The following is a 14,321-nucleotide window of genomic DNA, read 5'->3' on the forward strand; positions in this document are numbered from 1 at the left end:
GGCCCCCCCCCCCCCACCCCCCCGCGTTTTTGCCATCATGTCCCCCCCGGCGGGGGGCCCCCCCCCCCCCCCCCAACAACGATCTTGACGGTGGTCGGATTGGGGTCGCATCGGTGGTGCCCTTGCTTGCGCCGGACGCATGGGTCGACCCCCTCCCGCTCTCTCCGCCTGTGGCTGGTCGCGCCCGACGGTGGCACAGCTCGGTGTGATGATCAGAATGACCGGGTGTCATTGAGGCTGGCTGGCCGGCCAGCCGTCTGGAGCAGGCGCGTCTTGAGCCGCGAGCCTGAGCCGCAGGCGTGAGCCCACCGGCGCGAGCCCACCCGGCGCGAGCCCGCCCGGCGCGAGCCCGCCCGGCGTGGGTTGCTTGATGGTGATATGTCGGATGTGGAGCGTCAGGCTTCGCCGGTCGCGCGCGGATATGGTCCAGAATCTGGGAACTGACGTCCTATGAGCGAGAGTCAAGATCCTTGCGGCTCTGGTGGCCCTTATTTCAGACTTGAAAGGGCCACCAGAGCCGCAAGGATCTTGAGTTCGCTGGGAGAGCCGCCGTGGACAGGGGCCGTGTCCCGAAATGCCGGATATGGTGTCGCTCTGGCTTGTGAAGCCGGACCCCGACGACACCGAAGTGCCGCGACCAACCGGCACACCACGAATCTCCGGCCTCGATGCCCGCTCTTGCGAGCACCGAGGCCGCCTCCGCACCGCCCGGCCGCCGCTGACGCGTCACCCACTTCCCAAACCACCCGCGCACGTGAGGGGCCCACACGTGACGGGTACACACGTGACGGGCACACACGTGATGGGCACACACGTGATGGGCACACGCGTGCCAGGGCCACACCCGACGAGGCCACACGAAGGCCGCACGTGACGAGGCCACACGCATGCCAGATGCTCATGATCATGACGGTGAGGCCCAGGCTCGCGTGTCTTGTTCTGCACTGGAGCGCGGCGGAACAAGAAAGGAGGCCCGATGCCAGGCAGCCCATCTTGATCATGAACTCAAACTGGGTCTTCATAAAGCGCCCACCGCCGCAGCCCTCTTGCATCCAGATAGGGCGAAGCGCATGTGCGCAGGCCGCTGACGCGTCACCCAGTCGCCCACGCTATCAAGATCAAAATAAGCTAAGCGGCATTAACCCGAGGCCCGCGGGAGCGTACGCGCAGCACCACCCACAGAGCGGGAAAGCCTTCCGCTTGAGCGCTTCAGCTGGTCGTCGGGTACCGGCGGGGGGTGAAGACCGTGCCGTTGACGTGGCGGGTCTGGGACGAGCCGATGATCAGGAGCGTGCGCATGTCGACCGCGTCGGCGGAGAGGTCGGCGAGGCGGACCACGCTGACCCGCTCGCCGGAGCCGCCGACGTCGCGGCCGAGGACCACAGGTGTGTCCGGGCCGCGGTGCTCAAGCAGCAGTTCGCGGGCCTTGTCGACCTGCCAGGTGCGGGACTTCGAGGCCGGGTTGTAGATCGCGATGACCAGGTCGGCGCGGGCGGCGGCGGTCAGGCGTTCCTCGATCACGTCCCAGGGCTTGAGCCGGTCGGAGAGCGAGATGACCGCGTAGTCGTGGCCGAGCGGTGCGCCGACCCGGCTGGCGACGGCCTGCGCGGCAGTGAGTCCGGGCAGGACGGTGACCGGAATGTCCGTGTAGGGCGCGGTCGCGGCGACCTCGAGAACCGCGCTGGCCATGGCGAACACGCCGGGATCGCCGGATGAGACCACTGCCACCCGGCGACCGCGGGCGGCGAGCGTCAGTGCGAACTCGGCGCGCTCGGACTCGACGCGGTTGTCGCTGGGGTGGCGGGTCTGGCGCGGGTTGGCGGGGATGCGGTCCAGGTAGGGGCCGTAGCCGACCAGGTCGGTGGCCTCGCCGAGCGCCGCCTGCGCCTGGGGTGTGGTCCACTCCCGGCCGGCGGGGCCGAGACCGACCACGGCCAGGGCGCCGGTTCCCGGCATTTCGGGCGCGGCCGCGGTGACAAGCGTGCCTGCGACCGGCGAGACAGTGGAGGCCGGCACGCCGGACGCGGCCGCGAGATCGGACAGCGCGGCCGCGGTGGACGCGTGCACCCGGCTCGGCAGCAGCGCCACCGAGAAGTACGGCACGGTGGACGGGTCCACGTCGCGCAGCGGGAGGATGCGCTGCTGGGCGGTGGTGGCGCGCTCGACGTACCAGGCGTCGTCCAGGCGGCCGGCGGACTCCAGCGCGTCCCGGACCCCGCCGAACGTGCGGCCAAGCTTCATCACGGCGGCGGAGTCGGCCGCGGCCAGGCGGGACGCAAGCTCGGCCGGTGGGAGCGTGCCGGGCAGCACGGTGAGCGTCTCCTCCGCCTCGACCAGCGGGCGGCCCAGCTCGGCCGCGGCGCCGGCTATCGAGGTGACGCCGGGGACGACTGCCGTCTCGTACCGGGTGGACAGGCGTTTGTGCATGTGCATGTAGGAGCCGTAGAAGAACGGGTCGCCCTCGCAGAGCACCACCACGTCACGGCCGGCGTCCAGGTGTGCGGCGAGCCGGGCGGCCGCATCCGCGTAGAAGTCCTCAAGTGCGCCGCGGTAGCCGCCCGGGTGGTCGGTGGTCTCGGTGGTGACCGGGTAGACGAGCGCCTCCTCGATCTGCCCGTCCCGCCGGTAGGGCGCGGCTATCCCGCGCGCGATGCTGCGGCCGTGGCGAGCACTGTGGAACGCGATCACGTCCGCGGCGCCGATCAGCCGGGCCGCCTTGACGGTCACCAGCTCCGGATCGCCCGGACCGAGTCCGACTCCGTAAAGACGCCCGACCACTGCTACTCCTCCTCGCTGGCGATGGCGTTGAGCGCCGCCGCGGTCATCGCGCTGCCGCCACGGCGGCCGTGCACGACAAGAAATTCAACTGCCGCCGGGTGTACGGCGAGCGCCGCCTTCGACTCGGCCGCGCCGATGAAGCCGACCGGGATGCCGATGATCGCGGCCGGCCGGGGCGCACCCTGGTCAAGCATCTCCAGCAGGTGGAACAGCGCGGTCGGCGCGTTCCCGATCGCCACCACCGCACCGGCGAGCTTGTCCCGCCACAGCTCAAGCGCGGCGGCGGACCTGGTGGTGCCGAGCGACTGCGCCAGGGCCGGGACACGCGGGTCGCGGAGTGTGCAGACCACCTCGTTGTCCGCGGGCAGGCGGCGGCGGGTGACACCGGACGCGACCATGTAGGCGTCACAGAGGATCGGCGCGCCGGCCTGGAGCGCCGCACGGGCGGACGAGACCACACCCGGCGAGTACGCGATGTCGTCGCCCAGATCGGTCATGCCACAGGAGTGGATCATGCGGACCACGACGCGGGAGACATCCTCCGGGAACGCGTCCAGCCGGGCCTCGGCACGGATCGTGGCGAACGAGCGGCGATAGATCTCCGCACCATCCCGGACATAATCGTATTCGGTCACGCGCCGGTCTCCTGTGAGGCGAAGCTGGTACGGGCGGCAGCAACTGCGGCCGCGAGCCGGTCGAGGTCCACACCGTCCGCCGGGGCCGCGGGCGAGGCCGGGCCGCCCGGCGACGCCGAACCACCCGGCAACGCCGAACCGCCGGATGACGCCGACCCGCTGGGTGAGACCGAACCGCCGGACAACGCCGAACCGCCGGACAACGCCGAAGCACCGGGTGACGCCAAAGCACCGGGCAACGCCGAAGCACCGGGTGACGCCAAAGCGCCGGGCAACGCCGAAGCACCGGGTGACGTCCGTGGACCGGACGAAGCGGCGACAGCGGGTGACGTCCGGTTACCGGCCGGCGGCGGGCTCGCGAGCGGCGCCGGGCCGGTCACCCGGTAGCCGCGCGCGGTGGCCAGCACCCGCACGTGCGGAGTGGCCGGGTGGCCGCAGGCACGTTCGCAGCCGATCCAGTGGACCGGTAGCGCGTCCCGGGCAGCCCGCGCCGCGCCGAGCGTGACCGTCGTGGCGTCCACGCGGACGTCCGCGTGCGACTTGGCGCAGCCGGGCAGGCCGGTGCAGGCGGTGACGCCGTACCAGGGCGAGTCCGCATCGGCGCCGAGCCCGGCCGTGACCAGTCCGGGGAGGTGGGAGGCGTCCGGCAGGCCGGGGACGACCACGCCGCGCCAGGGTGTGAAGCGCAGCTCGCCGCCGCCGGTCGCGGCCACGTCGGCAAGCAGGTCGAGCTGGGTGGCGGAGATCCGGCCGAGCGGGATGATCACCGCGAGCGCGACGCCGGCGGCCGGGTGGGCTATCACGCCGATCGGTGGCGCGGGCGGGTCAAGGGCGGGAGTGACAGGTGCGGCGTGGACACCGAGGCGATCGGCGATCCGCGCCACGCCCTGATCGATCTCGGACACCCGCCAGCCCGCCGAGCCTTGGGCGGCCCGCTCGGCGAGGAATGCCTCAGCGGCCGCCACCGCCAGGCCTGCCGCGGTGGGACCCGGCACCCCGGCGGAGCGGTCGGCACCGACGGAACCAGCCGCTCCGGAGGGACTGATCACACCGGCGGGATGCGCTGCACCACCGGAACGAGCCGCACCACCGAGATGGGCCGCACCACCGGGACGAACCGCGCCACCCGGATGAGCGACGACAGCCCGCTGGGCGGTGCCCGCGGGGGCGCGTAAACCTACGTCGACACCGTCGATGAGCAGGGTTAACTCGTCGGGGCCGGAGGCGAGCAGGCAGAGGTCGGCGCCGAGCGCGGCCACGTCGCCCCGGCCGTCGTCGAGCGCGAAGAGGAACCGCCCGGACAGGCCGGCAAGCGAAGGCGACGCGCACAGCGCGGTGTCGAGCGCGTCCACAAGTGGCCGCACGTCCGCACCGCCCTGCCCGTCGAGTCCGCTCAGCGGCGACGCGACCACGTTCCGGGCGCGCTCGTGCGTCAGGGACGGCAGCAGGCCGGCGTCGGCCAGGCGGTCGGCCAATTCCAGCTCCGCCCCGGACGGCAGCGCGCGGAGCTGCAGGTTTCCGCGGGAGGTCAGGTCCAGGCGGCCGTCGCCGAGCTCGCGGGCCGCGCGGGCGAGCACCCGGGCGCGGGCGGCGGTGAGCACGCCGCCGGGGATGCGCACCCTGGCCAGTCCGCCGTCCGCCGCGGCGTGCACCTGGAGCGCGGTGGGGCACGCGTCCGGTCCGGTGCGTGCGGCGCGGGGGGTCGGAGGCATGCGGCGGATACTACGGGTTGTCACGGAGACTGTTTCGGGTTCGTCCGCAGAACCCCGACATGCGTCACAACCGGGGCGAGCAAGATCACCGCCGGTGGCTTGACGTGTGCAGGGGCGGTCGGGAGAGTAGGGGCACTGCATGAAACGCGGCGACGGTGGAGGAAGTCCGGTGTGAATCCGGCGCGGTCCCGCCACTGTCACCGGGGAGCGGACCCCAGCATGACCACTGCTGCATCCTAGGCACCACACCGGCACAGGATCGCCGGCACAGGATCGATTGCGGGAAGGTCGGGGCGAGCGCCGATCCGGGAGCCAGGAGACTCCGGTCGCCGCGCGATCCGTCACGATCTGGGGCGCGGACCCCAGGGAGGAGCCCGCGGTGGCCCGCGTCCTGCTGCTGTCGACGTCCGACACCGACCTGCTCAGCGCCCGTGCCAGTGGCGCGGACTTCCGGTTGGCGAACCCCTCGCGTACCCAGGTGGAAGATCTTGAAGGTCTTCTTGACGGCACCGAGCTGGTGGTGGTCCGGATCCTCGGCGGCCACCGGGCCTGGGAGGAGGGGATCGATGCGCTGCGTGCGCAGGCGCGCCCGCTGCTTGTGCTCGGCGGCGAGGCGGCGCCGGATGCGGAGCTGATGCGGCTGTCCACAGTGGCGCCGAACCTGGCGGCCGAGGCGCACCTCTACCTGGCCCAGGGCGGCCCGGCGAACCTGGCGGAGCTGCACCACTTCCTCAGCGACACGATCCTGCTGACCGGCCACGGCTTCGCGCCGCCGGCCGAGGCGCCGCTCTGGGGCCGGCTGGAGCGTCCGGAGTCGGCGCACCGGACCGGCCCGAAGATCGCGATCCTCTACTACCGCGCACACCACATGGCCGGGAACACCGCGTTCGTGCACGCGCTTGCGGACGCGGTCGAGGCGGCCGGCGCGGAGCCGCTGCCGATCTTCTGCGCCTCGCTTCGCGCGCCCGGCGATGACCTGCTCGACGCGCTGCGGCAGGCGGACGCGCTGATCGTGACGGTGCTTGCCGCCGGCGGCGCGGGCGGCGTGGTCCCGGCCGCGGCCCAGGCCGGTGGCGAGGACGACGCGTGGGACGTGGGCGAGCTGGCCAAGCTTGACGTGCCGATCCTGCAGGGGCTATGTCTGACCAGCTCGCGGGCGGTTTGGGACGGCAACGACGACGGGCTGTCGCCGCTTGACGCGGCCACCCAGGTCGCGGTGCCGGAGTTCGACGGGCGGATCATCACGGTGCCGTTCTCGTTCAAGGAGACCGACAGGGACGGGCTGACCGTCTACGTCGCCGATCCGGAGCGGGCGGCGCGTGTCGCGGGCATCGCGTTCGGGCACGCGCGGCTGCGCCACGTCCCGCCGGCCGAGCGGAAGATCGTGCTGATGCTGTCGGCGTACCCGACCAAGCACTCCCGGATCGGCAACGCGGTCGGCCTGGACACCCCCGCCTCCGCCGTGCGCCTGATCAAAGCCATGATCCAGCGTGGGTACGACGTGGGCGACTTCCCCGGCGTCGACGCGCAGGACGGCGACGCGCTGATGCACGCGCTGATCGCAGCCGGCGGCCAGGACCCGAACTGGCTGACCGAGGAGCAGCTGGAGGGGAACCCGGTCCGGATCCCGGCGAGCGAGTACCGCGCGTGGTTCGCCACGCTGCCGGCCGAGCTGCGTTCCGTGACCGAGCAGCACTGGGGGCCGGCGCCGGGCGAGCTCTACGTGGACCGGTCGCAGGACCCGGACGGCGAGATCGTGCTCGCGGCACTGCGCGGCAACAACGTGGTGGTCATGGTGCAGCCGCCGCGCGGGTTCGGCGAGAACCCGGTGGCGATCTACCACGACCCGGACCTGCCTGCCTCGCACCACTACCTGGCCGCGTACCGGTGGCTGGCGGCGAACTTCGAGGCGCACGCTGTCGTGCACATCGGCAAGCACGGCAACCTTGAGTGGCTGCCCGGCAAGACGCTCGGGCTCTCCGCCGCCTGCGGGCCTGATGCGGCGCTCGGCAACCTGCCGCTGATCTACCCGTTCCTGGTCAACGATCCGGGCGAGGGCACCCAGGCGAAACGGCGCGCGCACGCCACGCTCGTCGACCACCTGGTGCCGCCGATGGCGCGGGCGGAGTCGTACGGCGACATGGCCCGGCTGGAGCAGCTGCTTGACGAGCACGCGAACATCGCGGCGCTCGACCCGCCGAAGCTGCCCGCGATCCGCGCGCAGATCTGGACGCTGATCCAGGCCGCGAAGCTCGACCACGACCTCGGGCTTGCGGACCGGCCGCACGACGCCGAGTTCGACGACTTCCTGCTGCACGTGGACGGCTGGCTGTGCGAGGTCAAGGACGTGCAGATCCGCGACGGGCTGCACATCCTGGGCGAGCCGCCGGCCGGTGAGGCGCGGGTCAACCTGGTGCTGGCCATGCTGCGGGCGCGGCAGATGTGGGGTGGGCAGGTCGCGGCGCTGCCGGGGCTGCGTGAGGCGCTGGGGCTCACCGACGACGGGTCGGCGCCGATGTCCGAGGTGGACGCGGTCGAGGAGCTTGCGAAATCACTTGTCGCGGGCATGGAGGCGGCGGGCTGGGACCCGGGGGCTGCGGCGTCGCTTGTCGATCGGGCTGACATCCGTACCCCCGAGCTTGTGGAAGAGATCTTGATCTTCGCGGCGACGGAGATCGTGCCCCGGCTGGACCGGACCACCGACGAGATGACGCACCTGCTGCACGCGCTTGACGGCGGCTACGTGCCGGCCGGGCCGAGCGGGTCGCCGCTGCGCGGTCTGATCAACGTGCTGCCGACCGGGCGGAACTTCTACTCGGTGGACCCGAAGGCGATCCCGAGCCGGCTGGCCTGGGAGACCGGGCAGGCGATGGCGGAGTCGCTCGTCAACCGCTACCGCGAGGACACCGGCGAGTGGCCGCGGTCGGTCGGGCTGTCCATCTGGGGCACCGCGGCGATGCGCACGGCCGGCGACGACGTGGCGGAGATCCTGGCGCTGCTCGGCGTGCGGCCGACCTGGGACGAGGCCTCGCGCCGGGTGAACGGGCTGGCCGTCGTCCCGCTGGAGGAGCTTTCCCGGCCTCGGGTGGACGTGACCATCCGGATCAGCGGGTTCTTCCGGGACGCGTTCCCGCACGTGGTGGCGTTGCTTGACGATGCGGTGCAGCTGGTCGCCGCGCTTGACGAGCCGGCCGATCTCAACTTTGTCCGCGCGCACGTCTCGGCCGACCTCGAGGCGCACGGCGACGCGCGACGGGCCACGCTGCGGGTCTTCGGGTCGAAGCCGGGCGCCTACGGTGCCGGCATCCTGCCGCTTATCGACAGCCGGAACTGGCGCGGCGACGCCGACCTGGCCGAGGTCTACGCGGTCTGGGGCGGCTACGCCTACGGCCGCGGCGTGGACGGCGTCCCGGCCCGCGGCGACATGGAGACCGTCTACAAGCGCATGTCCGTCGCGGCCAAGAACGTCGACACCCGCGAGCACGACATCGCCGACTCCGACGACTACTTCCAGTACCACGGCGGCATGATCGCGACCGTCCGCGCGCTGACCGGCACCGCGCCGAAGGCCTACATCGGCGACAGCACCCAGCCCTCCGCGGTACGCACCCGCGCGCTCTCCGAGGAGACCGCGCGCGTGTTCCGGGCCCGCGTGGTCAACCCGCGCTGGATCGCCGCGATGCGCCGGCACGGCTACAAGGGCGCGTTCGAACTGGCCGCGACCGTCGACTACCTCTTCGGCTACGACGCGACAGCGGGCGTGGTGGCGGACTGGATGTACGACACGCTCGCCCAGACATACGTGCTTGACGAGGAGAACCAGAAGTTCTTCGAGCAGTCCAACCCGTGGGCGCTGCACGGCATCGCGGAGCGGCTGCTCGAAGCCGCCGAGCGCGGCATGTGGGAACACCCGGACTCCGACGCGCTCGACGGCCTCCGCGAGGTCTACCTCCGCACCGAGGGCGACCTCGAGGATCGGTAGCGCTCCACCTCCACGTTCGTGACGGTCCCCGATCTTGCATTGCGATCGGGGCCGTTGCCGGAGAGCGGGGTGTCGCGTTGGCTGCTTCGTCGGGGATGTGCGGAAGACGGAGCAGGACGTGGACGTGATGAGCGGTCCGGGGATCGATACCCCAGCCGGATACACCGGCACGCATCGGATCGGCTCGGGCGGCGGCGCCACCGTCTACCGGGCGTGGGACGAGCACGGCAGGCGCTGGGTGGCGCTGAAACTCTTTCACAGGTACGTGCAGGACCACGCGTCCGCTGTCGCGTTCCAGGACGCGTGCCGCGCGGTCGGGCGGCTCGGCCCGCACCCGGCCATCGCTGCCGTCTACGCGGTAGGCGTCACCCCGACCGGCCGGGCCTGGCAGGCGATGCGACTCGGCGAGGGCGGCACACTCGCGGAGGCGCTGCTGCGCACCGGGCCGGTCGACCAGGCATGGGCACTTGCCGCGGGCGCGCGACTGGCGGACGCGCTCGCCTACGCGCACGGGCTGGCCGTACCGCACGGCGCGGTCCGACTGTCCAACGTGCTGCTCGACCTGGAGAGCCGGCCACTGCTGTCCGACTTCGGCGTCGGAACGATCTCGCGCACCGAGTGGGCCGCGCCGTCCGGCGACGTGGCCGGGCTGGGCGAGGTGCTGTTCGCGCTGCTCACAGGCGCACTGCCACAGATCGGATTCGGGGTACGGGACGGGCTGGCGACGCCTGGCGTACAGGCGGTGCCAGGGCTCGCGGACCTGCTGGGGTCCGTGCTGGGGGTGCCGTCCGGGGTGCCGGTGCGGTCGGCGCGCGAGTTCGGCGACCGGCTTCGGGAGGTGCAGGCGGAAGCCGGGTTCGCGGTGACGCGGGTGGACGTGGGCGCGGGAGCGGCGGTACCGGAGGCACGGAAGGCGGCTGGGACGCCGGAGGACCGGAGAGCTGCTCAGACGTCGGAGGCACGGAAGGCGGCTGAGACGCCGGAGGCGCGGGGAACTGCTGACACTCCCGGGGCGCGGGCAGCTGCTGACACGCTGGGGGCGCGTGGAGCTGCTGACACGCCGGGGGCGCGTGGAGCTGCTGACACGCCAGGGGCGCGGAAAGCTGCGGAAGCGTGGGAGGCGTGGGGAACCGCGGACTCGCCGGAGGTGCGGAGGGCTGCTGAAACGCGGACTGCTGCGCGAGCGCGGGGAGCTCTTGAAACGCGGACGGCTGCGGACGCGCGGGAGGGGCGAGGAGCTGCTGAAACGCGGACGGCTGCGGACGCGCGGGAGGGGCGAGGAGCTGCTGAAACGCGGACGGCTGCGGACGCGCGGGAGGGGCGAGGAGCTGCTGAAGCGCGGGAGGCTGCGGAAGCGCGGGAGGCTGCGGAAGCGCGGGAGGCTGCGGAAGCGCGGGCGGTTGTCGGGATTGCCGCGCCGGGAGACTCCTCCGGCTCGGCGGAGCCGGTCGAGGTGGCCGGTGAGCCGGTGGGCAGCGCGGAGCCGCTCGCGGGTGAGCGCGACTCCGGGGAGCGGGCCGGGTCGAAGGGTGGGCGCGGGCTGGGACTGGGGTTTGGGCTCGGGAGGCAGCGCGCGCGAGGGCTGAAGGCAGGGTTCGGGCGGCGTTCCGGCAGCGTTGCGCCGACACCTCCGACATCTCCGACAGCGGAGGGTCCGGCGGACTCGGGGGGCGATCGTGGGATCGACGTGCCGGCTGAGCGCGCCGGTTCACGCGGAGATTCGCCTGAGCAGGACGGTGTGGTGACGGGTGGCCCGAGTTCGGACATCGAGACGGCCGCTGGCAAGGTTCCCGGCGGCCCGGCGAGCGATGCGGGCGCCTCGGATGAGGCGGAAACCGGCCGGGAAACCACGGACCACCTGCCGAAAGGCCTTCTGACGCCGGATCTGTCGGTAGGCCGTCCCACGCTGGACAGCACCGATGTCGTCACCGACGCACCGGGCTCGGCGGTAGGTGGCGTCTCGAGCATTTCGGGCGTCTCACAGATCACGCGCGTCTCAGGCGCCCCAGATGTCTCAGGGGCTACCGCCGTCTCAGGCACTACCGCCGTCTCAGGCGCTACGGGCGTCTCAGGCGCTACCCCCGTCTCAGGCGCTACGGGCGTCTCACGCGTCACGCCGGTCTCGGGCGTCTCCGGCGGCTCCGGGGTCGCGGAGATCGGGCGGGACAATTCGGTCCGCGTGGTAACCGGGCACCGATGGACGGAGACCGCGGCTACCGGTGTCGATCTGCCAGATGCGGCAGCAGCAGGTGTCAGTGGTTCGGTCGCTGCGGATACCGCGCAGGACGGCGCGAGCTCCGCGACGGGCAATTCGGGTGCCCACCCCACTGCAGGCGGCGCCGACGCGATTACCGACGGCCGGTCTAATCCCAGCCGGTCGGCGGAGATCACGGGTCCGCGGGATGTGGGGCCTCAGGATGGCGGGCCGGCCGGCGACGGCGTGGACGCCGGCGACTCGTTCGCCAGCGTCCCAGCTGCTTCGGCCATCGACGGATCCGCGGTCTCTTCCTCAACATCGATCATCGACACCGCCAGTCCCGCCAGCACGAAATCCGGCAGAACGCCGTCCGTCACGACAGGGTCCGTCACGACAGAGTCCGCCGCCGCGGCCTCGGGCACGGCACTGTCCGGCACGGCACTATCCGGCACCGCAGCATCCGGCGCAGCAGCGACCGGCACGGCACCATCCGGCACCATGGCGCCCGGCACGGCGACGTCCGGCACCACGACGTTCGGCACGGCACAATCCGGCACCATGGCGCCCGGCACCGCGGGGTCCGGCATGCCCTCCTTCGTCGCGGAGGAGCGCGGCGCGGAGATTTCCGGCGAACCGCCTCTCGACGGGACCGCTGACAGCCTTCTGACGATCGGGGAGGACCAGTCCGAATTCGGCGGGCGCCCGGCCCGGACCAGTCCCGGGTCCGACGGATCCGCCGTCCCCGGGCCCGCCGCCCGCCCCATCCCGGTCACCACGTCCGCCCGCCGGAAGTCCGCCGAGGACAAGCCCGCCCTCACCCCCATCGAGCTGATGCTCCGCCGGGACTCGCGCCGCCGACGGGGCATGGTCGCCGGGCTGGCCGCCGGCGCGCTGCTGATCGGCCTGGCCGCGTTCCCGACCACTCGCGCGTTGCTGGCCGGCGAGCTGGATCCGGCGCCCTCCCCCACCGACGCCGCGCCGGCCGGGCCCGCCGGGTCCGCGCCGCCGCAGGTCCGTGCGCCGCGGGTGGCACCGCCGGACGGGGTGACCGGCGGGCTGGCGCTGCGCTGGGCGGCGGACGAGGGCACCGGCCGGGTGGCGGGCGACGGCTCGAATGCGGCGAACCCGGCGCTGCTGTCGGCCGCGGCCGGCTGGGAGGCGGCCGGGCATGACGGGAAGGGTTCGGCGCTGCGGCTCAGCGCGTCCACACCGGAGAGCTACGCGGCGGGTGCGCGCGCCGCCGTGCGTACCGACCGGAGTTTCACGGTTATGACCTGGGTTTATCTCACGGACCGTCGCGCCGATCGGGGTGTTCTGTCCCAGCCGGGTGTGGTGAGCAGCGGTTTTGTCCTGCGGTACGACAAGGCGAGTGATTCCTGGCGGGTGCTGATGCCGCGTGCGGACGCCAGCGATCCGGTGGTCGACGTGGCCTCGTCCACGTCGACGCCGAAGCTGCGCACCTGGACGCATCTGGCCGCCGCGTTCGACGCCGCGACCGGCCGGGTCACGCTCTACGTCGACGGCCGTGCGGAGGGCAGCGCGCCGCACCCGGAGCGCTGGCAGGCGACCGGGGCGATCCAGGCCGGCCGGGCGCGGGTGGACACGCTGTGGACCGACCCGTTCGGTGGTGCGCTCGACGACGTGCGCGCCTACAACAGGTCTCTCACCGCGGCGGAGATCGCCACGATCGCGGAGTGATCATCCGCCGCCGGGCGATGACGGGGAGTACACGGAGACCGGGCACGGGGACGCCGACGGGGTCTCGTCCTCCTCCACCACGTACGGCGGGCACACGGTTACCGTCACGGTCGAGGGTGGGGACGCCGGCTGCTGCGGTGCCGGGTCGGGCCGGAGCAACGGGATCAGCGCCACCGCGACAAGCATCAAAGCGCTGGCGAGCAGCACGGCCCGGAGCAGGAGCGGGAACGTGCGGCGCTCGGCGGCCATGGTCGGTGGCACGGGCGGGCGGAGGTCGTTCGGGGTGACCTGGCCGGCCCGGGCGGCGAGGGCGTCGCGCAGCCGCCGTTCGAGGTCGTCGGCGGTCATTGTCGCGTCTCCTGAAGTGCGTCGCGGAGGATGGTGAGGGCGCGGCTGGCGGTGGACTTGACCGTGCCGCGGGAGATGTCGAGCACTGTTGCGATCTCCGCCTCGGACAGGTCCGACCAGTACCTGAGCACGACGACCTGGCGCTGCCGCGCGGTGAGCCGGCCGAGCGCGGCAAGGATCTCCGTGTCGGCCTCGCTGAGCAGCGCCTCCTCCTCCGCGGCCGGGCTGGGCGCGGGCGGCGGGGGCGGCACGTAGGAGCGCGCGGTGCGGCGGCGGCGCAGCGCGGACCGGGCGGTGTTGAGCACCGCTGTGGTGAGGTAGGCGTGCGGGTCCGCGAGTCCGCGCAGGTCAGCGCCGTGCCGTCGGTAGAGCGCGGCGAACACGTCCTGCACGATGTCCTCGGCGGTGGGCAGGTCGTCCACCATCAGGATCGCCAGCCGGACCAGGCTGAGCCGGCGCGCGTGGTACAGCTCGTTGATCGCCGGCGGGGTCTCCCGCGGCGAATCGCCACGGGAGGACCGCAAGCCGGACGTCACGGACCGCAGCAGACGCAGCAGCGGCCAGGACGGTGCGATGGAGATCGTCACCCGATCAGGATCCCGCCGTCCGGCAGCATCTCGACGGGCGTGCCGGGCGCGACGAGCAGCGAGCCGTCCGCTTGGGTGGTGACCGGCGCGTTCTCCTGGATCGCGACCGGGAACGTGGAGCGGATCACGATCGAGCCGTCCGGCCGGTGCTCGATCGGGCCGGTGCCCGCCTCGATGCCTGCGGCCGGCGCCGGGCCGGTCTCCGCGGCGAACGCGGTCGTGGCGAGTGCGGCGCCGAGACCGATCGCTACGGTGCCGGTCATCAGGTAGGCGAGCGTGCGTGCTCTCCGGTTCATCTGGCCCTCCAGGACTTCGGGAACGTTACGTCTGGAAGGACGCGCGGCCCCGGAATCGGTTGGCTCATGGAACGTGACCTGGGTCACT

The 14,321-nt window shown here is 72.6% G+C and carries 9 protein-coding genes, 1 pseudogene and 1 riboswitch; of the genes and pseudogenes, 3 read left to right on the forward strand and 7 right to left on the reverse strand.

Going from position 1 to position 14,321, the window contains the following annotated elements; all coding sequences use genetic code 11:
* Nucleotides 1-1,209: 1,209 nt before the first annotated feature.
* From ACIA8K_RS37575 to ACIA8K_RS37585, 3 genes are read right to left on the reverse strand one after another with little or no spacing between them, the layout of a single operon-like run.
* Nucleotides 1,210-2,778: a precorrin-2 C(20)-methyltransferase gene (locus tag ACIA8K_RS37575; RefSeq protein WP_396068255.1), complete on the reverse strand. Its 1,569-nt coding sequence runs from the start codon at nucleotides 2,776-2,778 to the stop codon at nucleotides 1,210-1,212.
* 2 nt (nucleotides 2,779-2,780) lie between these two features.
* A complete protein-coding gene (locus tag ACIA8K_RS37580) occupies nucleotides 2,781-3,413 on the reverse strand; it encodes a precorrin-8X methylmutase (protein WP_396068256.1) in 633 nt (210 codons plus the stop codon).
* Nucleotides 3,410-5,125, reverse strand: coding sequence for a precorrin-3B synthase (locus tag ACIA8K_RS37585; RefSeq protein WP_396068257.1), 1,716 nt, complete (start codon nucleotides 5,123-5,125; stop codon nucleotides 3,410-3,412). The genes ACIA8K_RS37580 and ACIA8K_RS37585 overlap by 4 nt, the downstream gene beginning before the upstream one ends.
* 158 nt (nucleotides 5,126-5,283) lie before the next feature.
* Nucleotides 5,284-5,448, forward strand: a riboswitch (cobalamin riboswitch).
* A 56-nt stretch (nucleotides 5,449-5,504) separates the two neighbouring features.
* On the opposite strand from ACIA8K_RS37585, the gene cobN reads away from it, so the two are divergent.
* Nucleotides 5,505-9,107 carry a cobaltochelatase subunit CobN gene (cobN, locus tag ACIA8K_RS37590; protein WP_396068258.1) on the forward strand — a complete coding sequence of 1,201 codons (3,603 nt, stop codon included), beginning with the start codon at nucleotides 5,505-5,507 and terminating at the stop codon, nucleotides 9,105-9,107.
* Nucleotides 9,108-9,234: 127 nt separating this feature from the next.
* Nucleotides 9,235-9,702: pseudogene (locus tag ACIA8K_RS37595) on the forward strand (protein kinase); the annotation flags it as partial.
* A gap of 1,817 nt (nucleotides 9,703-11,519) precedes the next feature.
* On the opposite strand, the gene ACIA8K_RS37600 reads toward ACIA8K_RS37595, so the two are convergent.
* On the reverse strand, nucleotides 11,520-11,891 hold the full coding sequence (locus tag ACIA8K_RS37600; RefSeq protein WP_396068301.1) for a hypothetical protein: 372 nt from the start codon (nucleotides 11,889-11,891) through the stop codon (nucleotides 11,520-11,522).
* Between ACIA8K_RS37600 and ACIA8K_RS37605 the strand changes: the two genes are divergently transcribed.
* Complete coding sequence (locus tag ACIA8K_RS37605; protein WP_396068298.1) at nucleotides 11,890-13,002, forward strand: LamG domain-containing protein; 1,113 nt, start codon at nucleotides 11,890-11,892, stop codon at nucleotides 13,000-13,002. The genes ACIA8K_RS37600 and ACIA8K_RS37605 overlap by 2 nt on opposite strands.
* On the opposite strand, the gene ACIA8K_RS37610 is transcribed toward ACIA8K_RS37605, so the two are convergent.
* From ACIA8K_RS37610 to ACIA8K_RS37620, 3 genes are read right to left on the reverse strand one after another with little or no spacing between them, the layout of a single operon-like run.
* Nucleotides 13,003-13,350, reverse strand: a complete 348-nt coding sequence (locus ACIA8K_RS37610; RefSeq protein WP_396068259.1) for a hypothetical protein — start codon at nucleotides 13,348-13,350, stop codon at nucleotides 13,003-13,005. It lies immediately after the preceding gene.
* The gene (locus tag ACIA8K_RS37615; protein WP_396068260.1) at nucleotides 13,347-13,937 is read right to left on the reverse strand and encodes an RNA polymerase sigma factor; all 591 of its coding nucleotides are present in this window, start codon (nucleotides 13,935-13,937) and stop codon (nucleotides 13,347-13,349) included. The genes ACIA8K_RS37610 and ACIA8K_RS37615 overlap by 4 nt, the downstream gene beginning before the upstream one ends.
* The gene (locus ACIA8K_RS37620; protein ID WP_396068261.1) at nucleotides 13,934-14,233 is read right to left on the reverse strand and encodes a hypothetical protein; all 300 of its coding nucleotides are present in this window, start codon (nucleotides 14,231-14,233) and stop codon (nucleotides 13,934-13,936) included. Before ACIA8K_RS37620 ends, ACIA8K_RS37615 begins: the two co-directional genes overlap by 4 nt.
* Nucleotides 14,234-14,321 lie beyond the last annotated feature (88 nt).

Source organism: Catenuloplanes sp. NPDC051500, from assembly GCF_044454585.1.
In the GTDB taxonomy this organism is placed as follows: Bacteria; Actinomycetota; Actinomycetes; order Mycobacteriales; family Micromonosporaceae; genus Catenuloplanes.